This is a genomic window from Mycolicibacter algericus DSM 45454, from assembly GCF_002086455.1.
GTDB lineage: Bacteria > Actinomycetota > Actinomycetes > Mycobacteriales > Mycobacteriaceae > Mycobacterium > Mycobacterium algericum.
Window position 1 is genome coordinate 1 of the sequence record NZ_MVHC01000014.1, and the last position, 13,783, is coordinate 13,783.

Annotated in this window: 13 protein-coding genes; 8 read left to right on the forward strand and 5 right to left on the reverse strand. The window is 67.4% G+C overall.

Translation table 11 applies throughout. The features are described from left to right. Window positions 1-463: 463 nt before the first annotated feature. Genes BST10_RS13765 through BST10_RS13780 form a run of 4 tightly spaced genes read right to left on the reverse strand, consistent with a single transcriptional unit; the run spans window position 464 to window position 3,500 of the window. A complete protein-coding gene (locus BST10_RS13765) occupies window positions 464-1,342 on the reverse strand; it encodes an SDR family NAD(P)-dependent oxidoreductase (RefSeq protein WP_205277375.1) in 879 nt (292 codons plus the stop codon). Then, complete coding sequence (locus BST10_RS13770; RefSeq protein ID WP_083038341.1) at window positions 1,339-2,220, reverse strand: LLM class F420-dependent oxidoreductase; 882 nt, start codon at window positions 2,218-2,220, stop codon at window positions 1,339-1,341. Before BST10_RS13770 ends, BST10_RS13765 begins: the two co-directional genes overlap by 4 nt. A 24-nt stretch (window positions 2,221-2,244) precedes the next feature. Continuing rightward, window positions 2,245-2,997 carry an SDR family NAD(P)-dependent oxidoreductase gene (locus BST10_RS13775; protein ID WP_083038343.1) on the reverse strand — a complete coding sequence of 251 codons (753 nt, stop codon included), beginning with the start codon at window positions 2,995-2,997 and terminating at the stop codon, window positions 2,245-2,247. Next, window positions 2,994-3,500 (reverse strand): nuclear transport factor 2 family protein, encoded by a 507-nt coding sequence (locus BST10_RS13780; RefSeq protein WP_083038346.1) that lies wholly within the window; start codon window positions 3,498-3,500, stop codon window positions 2,994-2,996. The genes BST10_RS13775 and BST10_RS13780 overlap by 4 nt, the downstream gene beginning before the upstream one ends. Window positions 3,501-4,047: 547 nt before the next feature. Here BST10_RS13780 and BST10_RS13785 point away from each other — a divergent pair. The 5 genes from BST10_RS13785 (at window position 4,048) to BST10_RS13805 (ending at window position 8,575) form a co-directional block, all read left to right on the forward strand. Next, entirely contained in the window at window positions 4,048-5,142 is a 1,095-nt protein-coding gene (locus tag BST10_RS13785) for a CaiB/BaiF CoA transferase family protein (protein ID WP_083038348.1), read from the forward strand. A 40-nt stretch (window positions 5,143-5,182) separates the two neighbouring features. Beyond that, a complete protein-coding gene (locus BST10_RS13790) occupies window positions 5,183-5,764 on the forward strand; it encodes a nuclear transport factor 2 family protein (RefSeq protein ID WP_083038350.1) in 582 nt (193 codons plus the stop codon). A 132-nt stretch (window positions 5,765-5,896) separates the two neighbouring features. Next, window positions 5,897-6,787 carry an alpha/beta fold hydrolase gene (locus tag BST10_RS13795; RefSeq protein WP_083038351.1) on the forward strand — a complete coding sequence of 297 codons (891 nt, stop codon included), beginning with the start codon at window positions 5,897-5,899 and terminating at the stop codon, window positions 6,785-6,787. 23 nt (window positions 6,788-6,810) lie between these two features. Next, complete coding sequence (locus BST10_RS13800; RefSeq protein ID WP_083038456.1) at window positions 6,811-8,043, forward strand: WS/DGAT/MGAT family O-acyltransferase; 1,233 nt, start codon at window positions 6,811-6,813, stop codon at window positions 8,041-8,043. Window positions 8,044-8,053: 10 nt separating this feature from the next. Beyond that, window positions 8,054-8,575, forward strand: coding sequence for a DoxX family protein (locus BST10_RS13805; protein WP_083038460.1), 522 nt, complete (start codon window positions 8,054-8,056; stop codon window positions 8,573-8,575). Here the strand turns inward: BST10_RS13805 and BST10_RS13810 are convergent. Further along, entirely contained in the window at window positions 8,536-10,020 is a 1,485-nt protein-coding gene (locus tag BST10_RS13810) for a short-chain fatty acyl-CoA regulator family protein (protein ID WP_083038458.1), read from the reverse strand. The genes BST10_RS13805 and BST10_RS13810 overlap by 40 nt on opposite strands. Window positions 10,021-10,140: 120 nt before the next feature. Between BST10_RS13810 and prpD the strand changes: the two genes are divergently transcribed. From prpD to BST10_RS13825, 3 genes are read left to right on the forward strand one after another with little or no spacing between them, the layout of a single operon-like run. Continuing rightward, window positions 10,141-11,646, forward strand: coding sequence for a 2-methylcitrate dehydratase PrpD (prpD, locus tag BST10_RS13815; protein ID WP_083038352.1), 1,506 nt, complete (start codon window positions 10,141-10,143; stop codon window positions 11,644-11,646). Beyond that, on the forward strand, window positions 11,643-12,560 hold the full coding sequence (prpB, locus tag BST10_RS13820; protein WP_083038354.1) for a methylisocitrate lyase: 918 nt from the start codon (window positions 11,643-11,645) through the stop codon (window positions 12,558-12,560). The genes prpD and prpB overlap by 4 nt, the downstream gene beginning before the upstream one ends. After that, window positions 12,557-13,675 carry a bifunctional 2-methylcitrate synthase/citrate synthase gene (locus BST10_RS13825; protein ID WP_083038357.1) on the forward strand — a complete coding sequence of 373 codons (1,119 nt, stop codon included), beginning with the start codon at window positions 12,557-12,559 and terminating at the stop codon, window positions 13,673-13,675. The genes prpB and BST10_RS13825 overlap by 4 nt, the downstream gene beginning before the upstream one ends. Window positions 13,676-13,783 lie beyond the last annotated feature (108 nt).

Sequence of the window (13,783 nt, forward strand, 5' to 3'; positions counted from 1 at the left end):
TAGCATCCACCACGACTCGTTGATCACCACGCGTGACTCACGCCGATCCGAAGTCCACCACCCCACGGGGCACTGCCGGCGCCAATCGCAGCTGCGGCCGTTGGTACGCCGGCTGGTAGGTCTGACTTTCAGCGGCCATTGGGCTGATCCGATTCGAGGAGAGCGGTATGACCGGTACTGCTCATCTACAGGAACCTCCTTGTATCCGAGGGGGTGCAGCGGGACGGGCGGATGCGAGACGGGCGCTTGTTACCGGTCACAATACGACGCGCGCCTGTGCGGAACCGGCGCTTGCACCTGCCTCAACGACTTACTGCTCAGGCCACCATGGTCGCGGTTGCGCCTCGGCTGGTCGCGAGACCAGGTGTCGTTATCGGTGTCCTTCGCGTTTCGCGTTTTCAACACGGTGTCGGCACTATTGCCCAGCCCAGCTATTTCCGTCCTGGCGCCGATGCTGAGCAGATCAGGCCGGTGCCCCACCGTCGCACTGATTCAGCCAGCGGGTCAGCGGCCGATCGCTGCCGCCGACCGGGGGAACGGCCACCGCGCCGACCGTCCACGATGCCGGGTCGGCGTCGACCGCCACCACGTCCCCGACGCCGACCGCCACCCGGCTGACCGCTCCAATCCCGACTTCGAAGGCCTGGCCGGTAACGGTGGTGGTGTCATGGGCTAGCCACAACACCACCGGCGAGACGTCCGACGCAGGGGCGTACCGGTCGATCGCGTCCTGCAAATCGGGCGCGCCGGCGGTCCGGGCGCGCGCCAGCCGCGACGCTGCGAACGGCGCCACCGCATTGGCGGTGATCCCGAACCGGGCGCCTTCGAGTGCGAGCGACTGTGTCATCCCGTGCAGTGCACCCTTCGCTGTGGTGTAGGGCAGCGCGCGCGGCAGGCCGAAGTACCCGGCGGCCGATGTGGTGGTCACGATTCGGCCGTGGCGCTGCTCGACGAAGTGCGGCCAGGCCGCCGAGCACACCGTCCAGGTGCCGAGCACGTGCACCCGGAAAAAGTCGATCAGCAGCTGCGGTGTGACGTCGCGCAGCGGGGTAATCTGGTCGATGCCCGCATTGGCGACCACCACGTCGATCCGGCCGAATTGGGAAATAGCCCTAGCTACCGCTGATTCAGCAATATCAGGCGCGCTTATGTCGCCGCGGTGCGCGATCGCCGAGCCGCCGCCGGCCAGGATCTCGCCGGTGACCACGGCGGCGCTGTCGTCGAGGTCGTTGACCACGACGGCGGCGCCGCGTTCAGCGAACGCCAACGCGTGTGCCCGCCCGACTCCGCGTCCGGCGCCGGTGACCAGCACCGCGCGATCGGCGAATGACAGGCCGCTCACAGTGCCGCCGTCGGGCCTACGAGCTCATCGCCGAGTCGGGCGACCTCGTCGCGCATCTCGGCTACGGTGCGGGCGCGGACCGCGACGGTCAGCCGATGCACCCCGAACTCGGCGTACACCTTTGCCTCGTCAACGGTGCGTGCGCCGCCCGCGGTGAACTCCATCGCCTCGGGGTCGCGCCCGGCTGCCGCGGTCTCCGCTCGCACCCGGCCCAGCAGGCGCGGCAACTCGACGAGCGGGTCCTGGCCGGGGAAGACGAACGGGAAATAGCCGTCACCGCGGATTGCGGCGCGCCGGATCGCCGCGTCCGAGGCACCACCGATCAGCAGCGGTATCGACCGGCGCACCGGCCACGGCCGGGACTCCACCTGATCGAAGCGGACGTAGTCGCCGTGAAACGACGCCGTGTCCGCACGCCACAGCAGCCGTATCGCGTCGATGTACTCGTCCATTCTGCGGCCGCGATCACTAAAGTTCATGCCGACCGCCTGATACTCCTCGGGCAACTCGCCGACGCCCACCCCGAGCATCAGCCGGCCGCCGCAGAGGTGGTCCAGCGTCGCGGCGGATTTCGCAAGTACCGCTGGTTGATGTTCCGGCAGGATCAGCACGCCGGTGCCAAACCGGATGCGCGTGGTGTGCCCCGCGACGTAGGCGAACCAGATCAGCGGGTCGGGAATGCCGCCACGGCGACCCAGCCGGGCCATGCTGCCGTCGGTCGAGCCGCGATAGGGGGTTGCGTCTGGGCTCTTCGGCATGATCACGTGCTCGGGTGCCCACAACGATTCGAAGCCGGCCCGCTCGGCCGCCTGTGCCAGGGCCACCGCACTGTCAGGGTCGGGAAACCCTGTGCTGGCGAAGACAATTCCCCACTTCACTTGGTTCTCTCCTTGCTCAGGGAGTCATCTCAGATAGTCGAACCCACCGTCGACCATCAGCGTGGTTCCGGTGATGTAGCCGGAGTCGGGCCCAGCCAAAAAAACCACTGCGCGGCCAATATCGTGCTCGGCGTCGCCGAGGCGCCCGAGCGGAACCTGGCTCACGAGCTCGTCGCCCGCGCCGGGTAGGTCGGTCATCCAGCTATCCATCCCGGGCGACGCTGCCAGGGGACAGACGACGTTGACCCGTATCCCGTAGCGGCCCCACTCCGCGGCGGCGACCCGGCTCATCGTCCGCAGCGCCTCCTTCACCGCCGCGTAGGCGCCCATCGCCGGCCGCGCGGTCAACCCGCTGCCCGAACCCACGTTGATCACTGCGCCCCGGGTGGCCCGCAGGTCGTCGAAGCAGGCCTGCATCATCCGCAGTGATCCGACCGCGCCGGACTGCCACACCGCGTCCAGGTTGTCCTCGGTGAGCTTGCGCAGCGACGAATAGTGTGTCTGCTGAGCGGCATTGACCAAGCAGCTGATCGGGCCCAGCTGCGCGCGTACCGCCGCCACGCAGCTGTCGACCTCGCCGCGACGGGTGATGTCGGCTGCGACCGCGACGGCCCGCCCGCCACGCTCGGCGATTTCGGCGGCCACCGTCTGGCATTTCGCCGCGGTGCGGCCCACCACCGCAACCTGTGCGCCGTCCGCGGCCAGGGCTAGCGCGATGCCGCGCCCGACGCCTTGTCCGGCGCCGGTGACCAACGCGACCGTACCGTCCAAGATCACGCCGGCCGCCGATACGCCAGATCGCTGCGGTCACGGCGCGGCAGGTACTCGCCGAACCCGCCGATCCGCCCGCGGTCGGCCTCCCAGGCGTCGGTCCACTCGATCACGGTGACCCGCGCGGCGATACGCCACTGGCCGTCCCGGCGGGCGAAGGTGTCGACGTAGCGGAACCCGGCGACGTAGTTCCAGCGCACGTCACCGGGCGGTTCACCGGAGTGATACGCCACCCCGTACGTCTCGGCGTGCGCGCTGTCGCCGTCGAGGTCGATCAAGATGTTGCCCAAATGGTGCATGGTCATCGTGTGCCGTCGCAGCAGTGGCCCCACCCACGCCACGAACTCGTCACGTGTTCCGGTGAACGGCCCGTGCCGGTCGGTGGCCTCCGGCCAGTAGCAGTCGCGCAGCAGTTCGATGTCGAGCCGGTCGATCGCGCGGCAGTAGGTGAGCAGGACACGGCGGATAGCGCGCTCGTCGAGCAACGCTGCGAGCTCATCGGTGACCACACCTTAACCAAGCCACTTTTGACAGTGAAATGTCAAGAGCGTGGCCGCGGTAGGTTGCCCATTGGCGGTCGTCCCTCGGCATTGTCCGTGGTCCGTTCGTGGTGTATGGCAGTGTACTGTCATGTGTCAACATGAAGCGCTGAACGGCGCCCAAAAGGCGATGCGCTGACGTGCCCGCGCCTGACGCACCGGCGGTGGTTGGGTTCACGCGTGAGCACCGGTCGGGCACGCGACGGTGGGATTTGGCGGAGCGAGCCGCACTGGAGTCCCTGCAGCAGCGCGTGTGATGGCCGCGGCATTGGCTCGGATGCAAGAACATACTTGAAATGTCTTTTGCCGGACCGAGGATCGTTCCTGAACGGGCTAGCGGACGGCGCACAAGTCCGAGGCCTTCGACGTAACTCGGCCGAGCTCTTCGAAGGGAACGGGAGTCGCCCTGTCAGGTGTTCATGATTGTCAGATTGGGTTACGGCACTCGCAGCACGGGCTGCTATGAGACCAAGATGATGGTCGATCGCGGCAAGTCTAATATGTACAGCATGTCAGAATGGCGGCCCCGAGGGTGACGCACGGATTCGCCCTTGCGCGGATACGGGTCGTCGAACTCGCTGGTATGGGGCCGGGTCCTCACGCCGCGATGGTGCTGGCCGATCTGGGCGCAGACGTCGTGCGGGTGCAACGCCCCGGGCAGGCGGGTGGCCGATCAAATCCGCAACTGCGGGGCCGGCGGATCGTGGAGGCGGATCTGAAGAACCCAACCGAGCATGCGGGGGTCAAACGGCTCATCGACCGGGCCGACGTGCTGATCGAGGGATTCCGGCCCGGTGTCACCGAACGACTCGGTCTGGGGCCCGACGTCTGCTTGGCCACGAACCCGGCTCTGGTGTACCTGCGAATGACCGGATGGGGGCAGACAGGGCCACGTGCTCAGCAGGCGGGCCACGATATCAACTACATCGGGTTGACCGGGTTGCTGCATGCGATCGGTCCCGCCGCGCACCCTCCGGTTCCGCCGTTGAATCTGATCGGCGATTACGGCGGAGGCTCGATGCCAGCCGTCATCGGGGTGCTGGCCGCGCTCATCGAGCGCCACGCCTCAGGCCGCGGCCAAGTGATCGATGCCGCCATCGTCGACGGCGCAGCCCAACTCTCGCAGGCGATCTGGTCGATGCGTGTCGATGGCCGATGGTCCGACGAGCGGGGCACCAATATCTTTGACGGATCGGCTCCGTTCTACCGCACCTACCGCTGCGCGGACGGTCGCTATGTTGCAGTCGGAGCGCTCGAGCCGGAGTTCTTCGCAGCGATGTTGGCGGTGTTGGATATCGACCCCGAGGTTCTCGGTCCGCAGCGTGACACGTCGCGGTGGCCGGCGATGCACTCAGTGCTGTCGGAAGCATTCGCGCAACGGTCCCGCGATGAGTGGTCCGAGGTGTTCGCGAGCACGGATGCATGCGTGACGCCGGTGTTGAGCATGACCGAAGCGGCTTGTGACGAACACCTGTCCGACCGTGGCGTGTTCATCGAGGTCGACGGCGTGACGCAACCAGCACCAGCGCCGCACTTCTCCCGAACTCCGCGGCCACCGCCATCGGGGCCGCCTCGCCACCGCGAAGCGCTCGACGCTGTTTGGCAGGACTGAACACAGGCCATGTCGGCAACGATTCAGAGAGGACACTGCAATGGCGGACCGTGATGAGGTCGAACGGGAGTTCCGGCGCTACTACATGACCGGGCCCGTGATGGAGGACTGGACCGGCTGGGCCAATCTCTTCACCGAGGACGCCTCCTACTTCGACCATTTCTACGGCACCTTTACCGGTCCAGATGAGATCGGACCGTACCTCGAGGGCACCATGGGTGCCGCGCCCATGGTGTACACCGTGCTGAAGTGGTACGTCATCGACGGAGAACGGGTGGTGTACGAATGCGTCAACCGTGCCGATAACCCGGAACCGGGGGCACCACCGATCGATTTCTCGTCCTATCAGATCGTCGACTACGCCGGCGGCGGCCAGTGGTGCCGAGAAGAGGACATCTGGATCATGGCCGAAATGAAGCGGTTTGCGCAGCGCTACCGGGACGCAGAGCGATCATTTCCGCAGACACTTGAGGACAAGCTCAGTCGGCGAGATTGGGGCCAATGGGTCGAGTGGGCCAGACCGCAACCCGGTCATCGCGCCAGCCCGTCGTGGTCAACCAAGCCGGATTTCACACCGTTCCGTGGGATTGGTGACATCGAATTCGGTATTCGTTCGCACTGAGCTATCCCGTCAGTCTGGTCGCGGGAGCCGTTCCCCGGTCGGAGAGGTCCGGATGCAGCGTCCGGGTCGTCCTGGAAAAGATCGGCGGACGTGGGCTGCTCTTGTGCTCGACACCATCTAGAATTCGCGGTGATGCCTGAACCACGCTGGATCGAGGTAGCTGCTCCCGAGGTGGCGCTCAAGGCGCTGAGTTGGGGCACGCCCGGTAATCCGGTGGCGTTGTGCCTGCACGGTTTTCCCGACACCGCCTACGGATGGCGCCGGCTCGCGCCCCGGCTGGTCGACGCCGGCTGGCATGTGGTGGCACCGTTCATGCGGGGTTACGCGCCGTCGTCGATCCCGGCCGACGGCAGCTACCACATCGGCGCACTGATGGAAGACGCGTTGCGGGTGTACGAAACCGTCGGCGGCACCGGCGGTGACGTGGTGATCGGCCACGACTGGGGTGCGCTGGCGGCCACCGGATTGGCCGCGTGGCCGGACAGTCCGTTCACCAAGGCGGTGATCATGTCGGTGCCCCCACCGGCGGCGCTGCGCAAGGTCGGGGCGGCAGACCGGGTCACCATGACCGGTTATCTGCCGGCGCAGATGCTGCGTAGCTGGTACATCGGCTATTTCCAGCTGCCATGGCTGCCGGAGCGGTCTGCGTCCTGGGTGCTGCCGCGGCTGTGGCGGCGATGGTCGCCGGGATACCCAGCCGAGGAGGATCTGCGACATGTCGACGCCGCGATCGGGACGCCGGAAGGCTGGCGTGCGGCGCTCGGGCCGTACCGCGCGCTGCGCAGTGTCCGGGCGCCGGCCCGCTACGCGGAGCTGCACCGGCACTGGCTGCAGCTTCCGGTGCTGCCGAGCCTGTACCTGCACGGGCGCACCGACGGCTGCATGTCAGCGACGTTCGCCCGGTGGGTGGGCCAGGCGCTGCCCGACGGCAGTGACGTGGCCGTGGTGGAGAACGCCGGGCACTTCCTGCAACTCGAGCAGCCCGACGAAGTCGCTGATCGGGTGCTGCCCTTCTTGACGTGAGCCGGGTCTGGCGTGAGCCGTTGATGCGTGGACACCCGATGGCCGCGATCGACGCGCAGTTCTACTGGATGTCGGCCAAGATCCCCAGCGATCAGTTCCTGTTGTACGCCTTCGCCGGCGTGCCGGCCGACGTCGACGGTGCGGTCGCCGCTGTGCTGGATCGCGCTCGGGCCAGCCCGGAGCTGACGATGCGCGTCGAGGACACCGGCGGGCTGGGTTATCCGCTGTGGGTGCCGGCGGCCGACCAGCTACCTGCTGTCGTCCACCGCACCCCGGACTGGGCCGGCTGCCTGGATGCGGTCACGCGGTTCACCGGTGACCAACTCGATGTCCGGATAGCGCCGTGGCGGTTGCACCTGTTCGCCGGTGTGGACGGTATCCCCGGTCACCGCGGCGCCGGTACGGTGGCGGTGTTGCAGGTCGCCCATGCCCTGGCCGACGGCGCGCGGGCGTCTGCGTTGGCGGCGTGGCTGTTCGGCCGCGACGCGCCGGTCGCCGCGGTGGCTGCACCGGCGCGCGGTTTTCTGCCCTGGCGCGCGATCGTGGCAGCACGGGCTCACCGCGGCCGCGTCGAGGACACTCGGGCCGGGCTGTTGCCGGCGCCGGTCGGCGACCGGCCGCCGTTGGCCACCAACAATCGGCCGGCCGGAACTCGTGCGATACGCACCCTGGTGCGCCGGCGCGCCGAGTTGGGCGGTCCGACCGTCACCGTCGCAGTGCTCTCGGCGGTGTCCGCGGCGCTGACGGAGTATCTCGGCGAGCCGTGTGATGAGCTGGGTGCCGAGGTGCCGATGGCCAAAGCCGGTGCCCGACTGGCGAATAACCACTTCGGAAACATTCGGGTGGGGCTGTACCCGCAGTGCGATCGGCTCACCCGTGAAGGGCGGATCGTCGCCGAGGTGGCCGGGGGCCGGTTACGCGCCCGTCATCCCGCAACGGCTGCCGCCGACCGGGCATTCGCCGCGACCCCGGCGGCGCTGCTGCGCTGGGGCGTACAGAAGTTCGACCCGCAGACTCCACCGGTGCGGGTAGCCGGCAACACCGTGGTGTCCAGCGTGCACCGTGGCGCTGCCGACCTGCGCTTCGGTAGCGCGCCGGTGGTGTTGACCGCGGGATTCCCGGCGCTGTCCCCGGCCATGGGGCTCACCCACGGCGTGCACGGCATCGGGGACACCGTGGTGGTCAGCGTGCACGCGGCCGAGTCGGCGATCGCTGATATCGACGTCTATGCGCGGCTGCTGGAGGCGGCATTGTAAGTTGGGGTATATGGCTACTGCTGCTGATGTCGCATTGCTGATCTTGCGGCTGGTTCTGGGTCTGACGCTGGCCGCGCACGGCTTCAACAAGTTCTTCGGCGGGGGCCGCATCCCTGGAACCGCGCGATGGTTCGAAAGCATCGGGATGAAGTACGGGAAATTCCAGGCGCTGACGGCGGCCGTCGCCGAGATCGCCGCCGGGCTGGGATTGGCCGTGGGGCTGTTCACTCCGATCGCCGCTGCCGGATTCGTGGCGCTGATGGTGGTCGCGGCATGGACCGTGCACCGCAAGAACGGTTTCTTCATCGTCAAGGAGGGCTGGGAGTACAACCTCGTACTGGCCGCCGGCGCCGTCGCGGTGGCGATGATCGGACCGGGCTACCTCAGCCTGGACCACCAGATCTTCTGCCACTGCTGGCAAAACGGCTGGCCCGGCCTGTGGATCTCGGTCGGCCTCGGCCTGGCGGGCGCGATCGGCCAGCTGGCGCTCTTCTACCGCCCGCCGACCAAGTCCGACGTGACCGGCGAGTAGGGCAGCCCGCTGCCGGCGTTCTCGTCGACGAGGACCGGTCGGCCCAGATAGGGGAATGCGCGCTGGGGGCATGTCTTGCGGTCGCAGATCTTGCAGCCCGCTCCGATCGGCACCACGGTGGCCTCGTCGTCCAGGGCGACACCGGTGGAATACACCAGCTTCTCGGCATGCGCCAGATCACAGCCCAGCCCGACGGCGAAGGTCTTGTGCTGGCCCAGATAGCCGCGGCCCTCGGGCGGCGTGGTGGTGGCGATCCAGAAGTACTTCCGCCCGTCGGGCATCTGCGCGACCTGAGTGATGATCCGACCGGGTTGGCTGAACGCGTCGTGCACCACCCACAGCGGACAGCTCCCCCCGACCCGGCTGAAATGAAAAGCGGTGGCCGACTGCCGTTTCGAGATGTTTCCCGCCTTGTCGGTGCGGACGAAGATGAATGGCACCCCGCGCCGGCCCGGCTGTTGCAACGTCGAGAGCCGGTGGCACACCGTCTCGAACCCGACCTCGAAACGGCGGCCCAACAGGTCGATGTCGTAACGCAGCTCGGTCGCGGACCGGTGGAACTGCCGGTAGGGCAACAGGAACGCACCGGCGAAGTAATTGGCCAACCCGATTCGGGCCACTCCCCGCGCCTCCGGGCTCAGGAGTTGATCCTGCGCCACGATGTCCGAGAGCAGCTCAGCGTGGGTCAGCAGCGCCAGCTGGGTGGCGATCTGGAAAGCACGCTGGCCCGCAAGCAACCAGTGCGCGATGCGCAGCACCCGAGTCGCCGGATCGAAGATGCGCTTGGTCCCGGAGGGCAGATCGTCGACGACTGCGACGGTGATCCCGAAGCGATCGGCCAACAGTGCCGACAGCTGAATGTCCAAGCCACCAAAGCGCATCCCGGTGTCGACGAACATTCGCTCAGCGACGGTGTCGAGCTCGCCGATGTAGTTGTTGCGGTCGTAGAAGAAGTCCCGGACTTCCTCGAACGGCATCGGGCGTGTCTGCGCCTGTGCCGGGTCGCCGGAGACCCGCGAGCGGTAAGACTCCAATTCGCCGGTGGCGCCGCGCAGTCGGCGGTGCATGGTCAACAGGCTGTTGCCGATCTCCGGCATCCGAGCGACGAGTTCCTCGATCTGGCTGTCGCTGGCGGCGTGCTCGCCGGCGGCGACGAACATGTCGCGCAGGTCGGCGACCAGCCGGGCGTCGGAGTCGCCTGAGAAGTATTGCGCCGGCAGGCCGAATCGTTCGGTGAGCGCCAGCAGTACCGATACGGTGAGCGGCCGCTGGTCGTTCTCGAGCTGGTTGACGTAGCTGGTGGACAGGTTCAGCTCGCGGGCCAGCGCCACCTGGGTCAAGCCGCGCTCCTCGCGCAGTCGTCGTAGCCGGGCGCCGACGAACGTCCGGCTGGTGGTGGACCTGATGGTGGACCCGATGGTGGGCCTGGCGGTGGACGATGCCATGACATGCACCATAACTCCGGATTGCATTCGCAACGTTTGCAAAACCGGCCGACCTAGGACGCTTTGATACGCATTTACGGCGCATATCATCGGACGCGGATCGTGCGTAGCATGTGAAACATGCAGGTACATGACGTTAAAACACGCCGCAGCGCCGAGGACTTTCCCCGTTCCGAACACCTCGCCTGGAAGATCGCGGAGGTCGCCGCGGACCCGGTGGCAGTCCCCGATGACACCGTCGAGATGGTGATCAACCGCATCATCGACAACGCCGGTGTCAGCGCGGCGTCGGTACTGCGCCGCCCGGTGACGGTTGCCCGCCGGCAGGCACAGGCACACCCGTCGACTCCGGGTGCGAGCGTGTTCGGCATCGAGGGTAGCTACTCGGCGGAGTGGGCCGCCTGGGCCAATGGCGTCGCGGTGCGCGAACTGGATTTCCACGACACGTTCCTGGCCGCCGACTACTCCCACCCCGCCGACAACATCCCGGCATTGGTGGCCGTCGCCCAGCAGCTCGGGGTCTCCGGCGCCGACCTCATCCGTGGCCTGGCCACCGCCTACGAGGTGCAGATCGACCTGGTCAAGGGAATCTGTCTGCATGAGCACAAGATCGATCACGTCGCACACCTGGGCCCGTCGGTGGCCGCCGGGATCGGCACCATGCTGCGGCTGGACCCCGAGGTGATCTACCAGGCGGTAGGCCAGGCGCTGCACCTGACCACCGCCACCCGGCAGTCCCGCAAGGGGCTCATCTCGAGCTGGAAGGCCTACGCACCTGCGCTGGCCGGCAAGGTGGGCATCGAGGCGGTCGACCGCGCGATGCGCGGCGAGGGCTCCCCGGCGCCGATCTGGGAGGGCGAGGACGGGGTGATCGCGTGGCTGCTGTCCGGGCCCGATCACACCTACCAGGTACCGCTGCCCGGCCCCGGCGAGGCCAAGCTCGCCATCCTGGACAGCTACACCAAGGAGTACTCGGCCGAGTACCAGAGCCAGGCGCTGATCGACCTGGCCCGCCGCCTGCGGCAACGCATCGGCGACCTGGAGCAGGTCGCGACGATCGTGCTGCACACCAGCCACCACACCCACTACGTGATCGGCACCGGATCCGGCGACCCGCAGAAGTTCGACCCGGACGCCTCCCGGGAGACCCTGGACCACTCGTTGATGTACATCTTCGCCGTCGCGTTGCAGGATGGCAGCTGGCACCACGAACGGTCCTATGCTCCGGAACGCGCTCACCGGCCCGACACCGTTGCGTTGTGGCGCAAGATCTCCACCGTCGAGGACCCGGAGTGGACCCGGCGCTACCACTCGACCGACCCGAATGAGAAGGCCTTCGGAGCGCGCGCCGAGATCACCCTGGCCAGTGGGGAAGTCATCACCGACGAGCTCGCGATCGCCGACGCGCACCCGCTGGGGTCCCGGCCGTTCGAGCGCAAGCAGTACGTCGGCAAGTTCACCGAACTGGCCGAGGGCGTGGTAACCGTGGGCGAACAGGAGCGGTTCCTCGCCGCCGCAGAAGGCCTTGCGGGCCTGTCCGGCGCTGAGCTGCAAACGCTGAACATCGTCGTCGAGCCCGCGGTGTTGGACCGGGCGCCGGCGACCCCCGATGGGATCTTCCGGTGAGTGGGCTGCTCGGGGCCACTGCGGCTCCGTCAGACAAGCGGACGGCATTTCGGGCAGGCTTGGCATCTGGTCGGCTGCAACGGTTTCCAGGCGCGTTTTCGCCGCTGGTCGCCAAACTGATCGTCGAGATCGGGTTCGAGGGCGTCTACGTCTCGGGTGCGGTGCTCTCGGCCGACCTGGGGCCGCCGGACATCGGGCTGACCACGCTGACCGAGGTGGCCGGTCGCGGCGCGCAGATCGCGGCCGCCACCGACCTGCCGACATTCATCGACGCCGACACCGGGTTCGGCGAGCCGATGAGCGCCGCGCGTACCATCACAGTGCTTGAAGACTCCGGGTTGGCCGGGTGTCACCTCGAGGACCAGGTCAACCCCAAGCGGTGCGGGCACCTCGATGGCAAAGCGGTGGTGCCGGCAGGCGAGATGGTCAAGCGACTGCGGGCGGCGGTCGCCGCACGCCGTGATCCGGACTTCATCATCTGTGCCCGTACCGATGCCGCCGGAATCGAAGGGCTTTCGTCCGCGATCGATCGGGCGAAGGCCTACGCCGACGCCGGAGCGGATCTGATCTTCACCGAAGCGCTGCGCGGGCCGGCCGATTTCGAACAGTTCCGCGCCGCGGTCGATGTCCCGCTGCTGGCGAACATGACCGAGTTCGGCAAATCGGAGCTGCTGACCGCTGCTCAACTGTCCGACCTCGGCTACAACGCCGTCATCTACCCGGTAACCACGCTGCGGCTGGCGATGTTCGCCGTCGAAGTGGGGTTGCGGGAGATCGACACGGCCGGAACGCAATCCGGGTTAGTGGACCAGATGCAGCACCGCAGTCGGCTCTACGAGCTGCTGCGCTACGCCGAGTACAACCAGTTCGACGACGACATCTTCAACTTCACGTTAGAGGGAGGCCACCGGTGACCACTGCCGAGATTCACAAAGGACTCGCCGGGGTGGTCGTCGACACCACCGCCATCTCCAAGGTGGTGCCGGAGACCAACTCGCTGACCTACCGCGGCTACCCGGTGCAGGACCTGGCCGCTCGTGTGAGCTTCGAGCAGGTCGCCTATCTGTTGTGGCACGATGAGTTGCCGACCGACGCCGAGCTGGCGTTGTTCTGCCAGCGGGAGCGGGCGGCGCGGCGGGTGGACCGGTCGCTGCTGTCGCTGGTGGAGAAGCTGCCCGACAACTGCCATCCGATGGATGTGGTGCGCACCGCGATCAGCTACCTAGGTGCCGAAGACGCCGAAGAGGACGACCCTTCCGAGTCGGCGAACTTCGCCAAGGCGCTGCGGATGTTCGCAGTGCTGCCGACGATCGTCGCCGCGGACATGCGCCGCCGGCGCGCTTTGGCGCCGATCGCGCCGCACAGCCACCTCGGCTACGCCGAGAACTTCCTGCGGATGTGCTTCGGTGAGGTGCCCGAGCCGGTGATCGTGTCGGCATTCGAGCAGTCCATGACGCTGTACGCCGAGCACAGCTTCAACGCGTCCACCTTCGCCGCACGGGTGGTCACCTCCACCCAGTCCGACATCTACAGCGCCGTGACCGCGGCCATCGGCGCGCTCAAGGGCTCGCTGCACGGCGGGGCCAACGAGGCGGTCATGCACGACATGATCGAGATCGGTGAGCCGGCCAACGCCGCAGAATGGCTGCACGGCAAGCTGTCCCGCAAGGACAAGGTGATGGGATTCGGTCACCGCGTCTACAAGCACGGTGACTCCCGGGTGCCGACCATGAAGGCGGCGTTGGAACGTGTCGCGGCGGTGCGCGGCGGCCAGCGCTGGTTGGACATGTACCAGATCCTGGAGGCCGAGATGTTCGCCGCCACCGGGCTCAAACCCAATCTGGATTTCCCGACCGGACCGGCCTACTACCTGATGGGCTTCGATATCGCGATGTTCACGCCGCTGTTCGTCATGAGCCGCGTGGTCGGGTGGACCGCGCACATCATCGAGCAGACCGCAGCCAACGCGCTGATCCGCCCGCTCAGTGCCTATTCGGGCCAGGCGCAGCGCTCACTCTACGACGGCTGACCTTTCCCACCGCGAGCAGTCACGAAAACCCCAAAAAGGTCGGCTTGGGGGACTGTCGCTGGGGGCACCTCCCGCTTGCGGGGGACTGCTCGCGGGGCGGTGATTACC

Coding starts and splice junctions, on each gene's coding strand:
- BST10_RS13785 (WP_083038348.1), top strand. CDS start 4,048: ATGGCGGCCCCGAGGGTGACGCACGGATTCGCCCTTGCGCGGATACGG.
- BST10_RS13790 (WP_083038350.1), top strand. CDS start 5,183: ATGGCGGACCGTGATGAGGTCGAACGGGAGTTCCGGCGCTACTACATG.
- BST10_RS13795 (WP_083038351.1), top strand. CDS start 5,897: ATGCCTGAACCACGCTGGATCGAGGTAGCTGCTCCCGAGGTGGCGCTC.
- BST10_RS13800 (WP_083038456.1), top strand. CDS start 6,811: ATGCGTGGACACCCGATGGCCGCGATCGACGCGCAGTTCTACTGGATG.
- BST10_RS13805 (WP_083038460.1), top strand. CDS start 8,054: ATGGCTACTGCTGCTGATGTCGCATTGCTGATCTTGCGGCTGGTTCTG.
- BST10_RS13810 (WP_083038458.1), bottom strand. CDS start 10,020: ATGGCATCGTCCACCGCCAGGCCCACCATCGGGTCCACCATCAGGTCC.
- prpD (WP_083038352.1), top strand. CDS start 10,141: ATGCAGGTACATGACGTTAAAACACGCCGCAGCGCCGAGGACTTTCCC.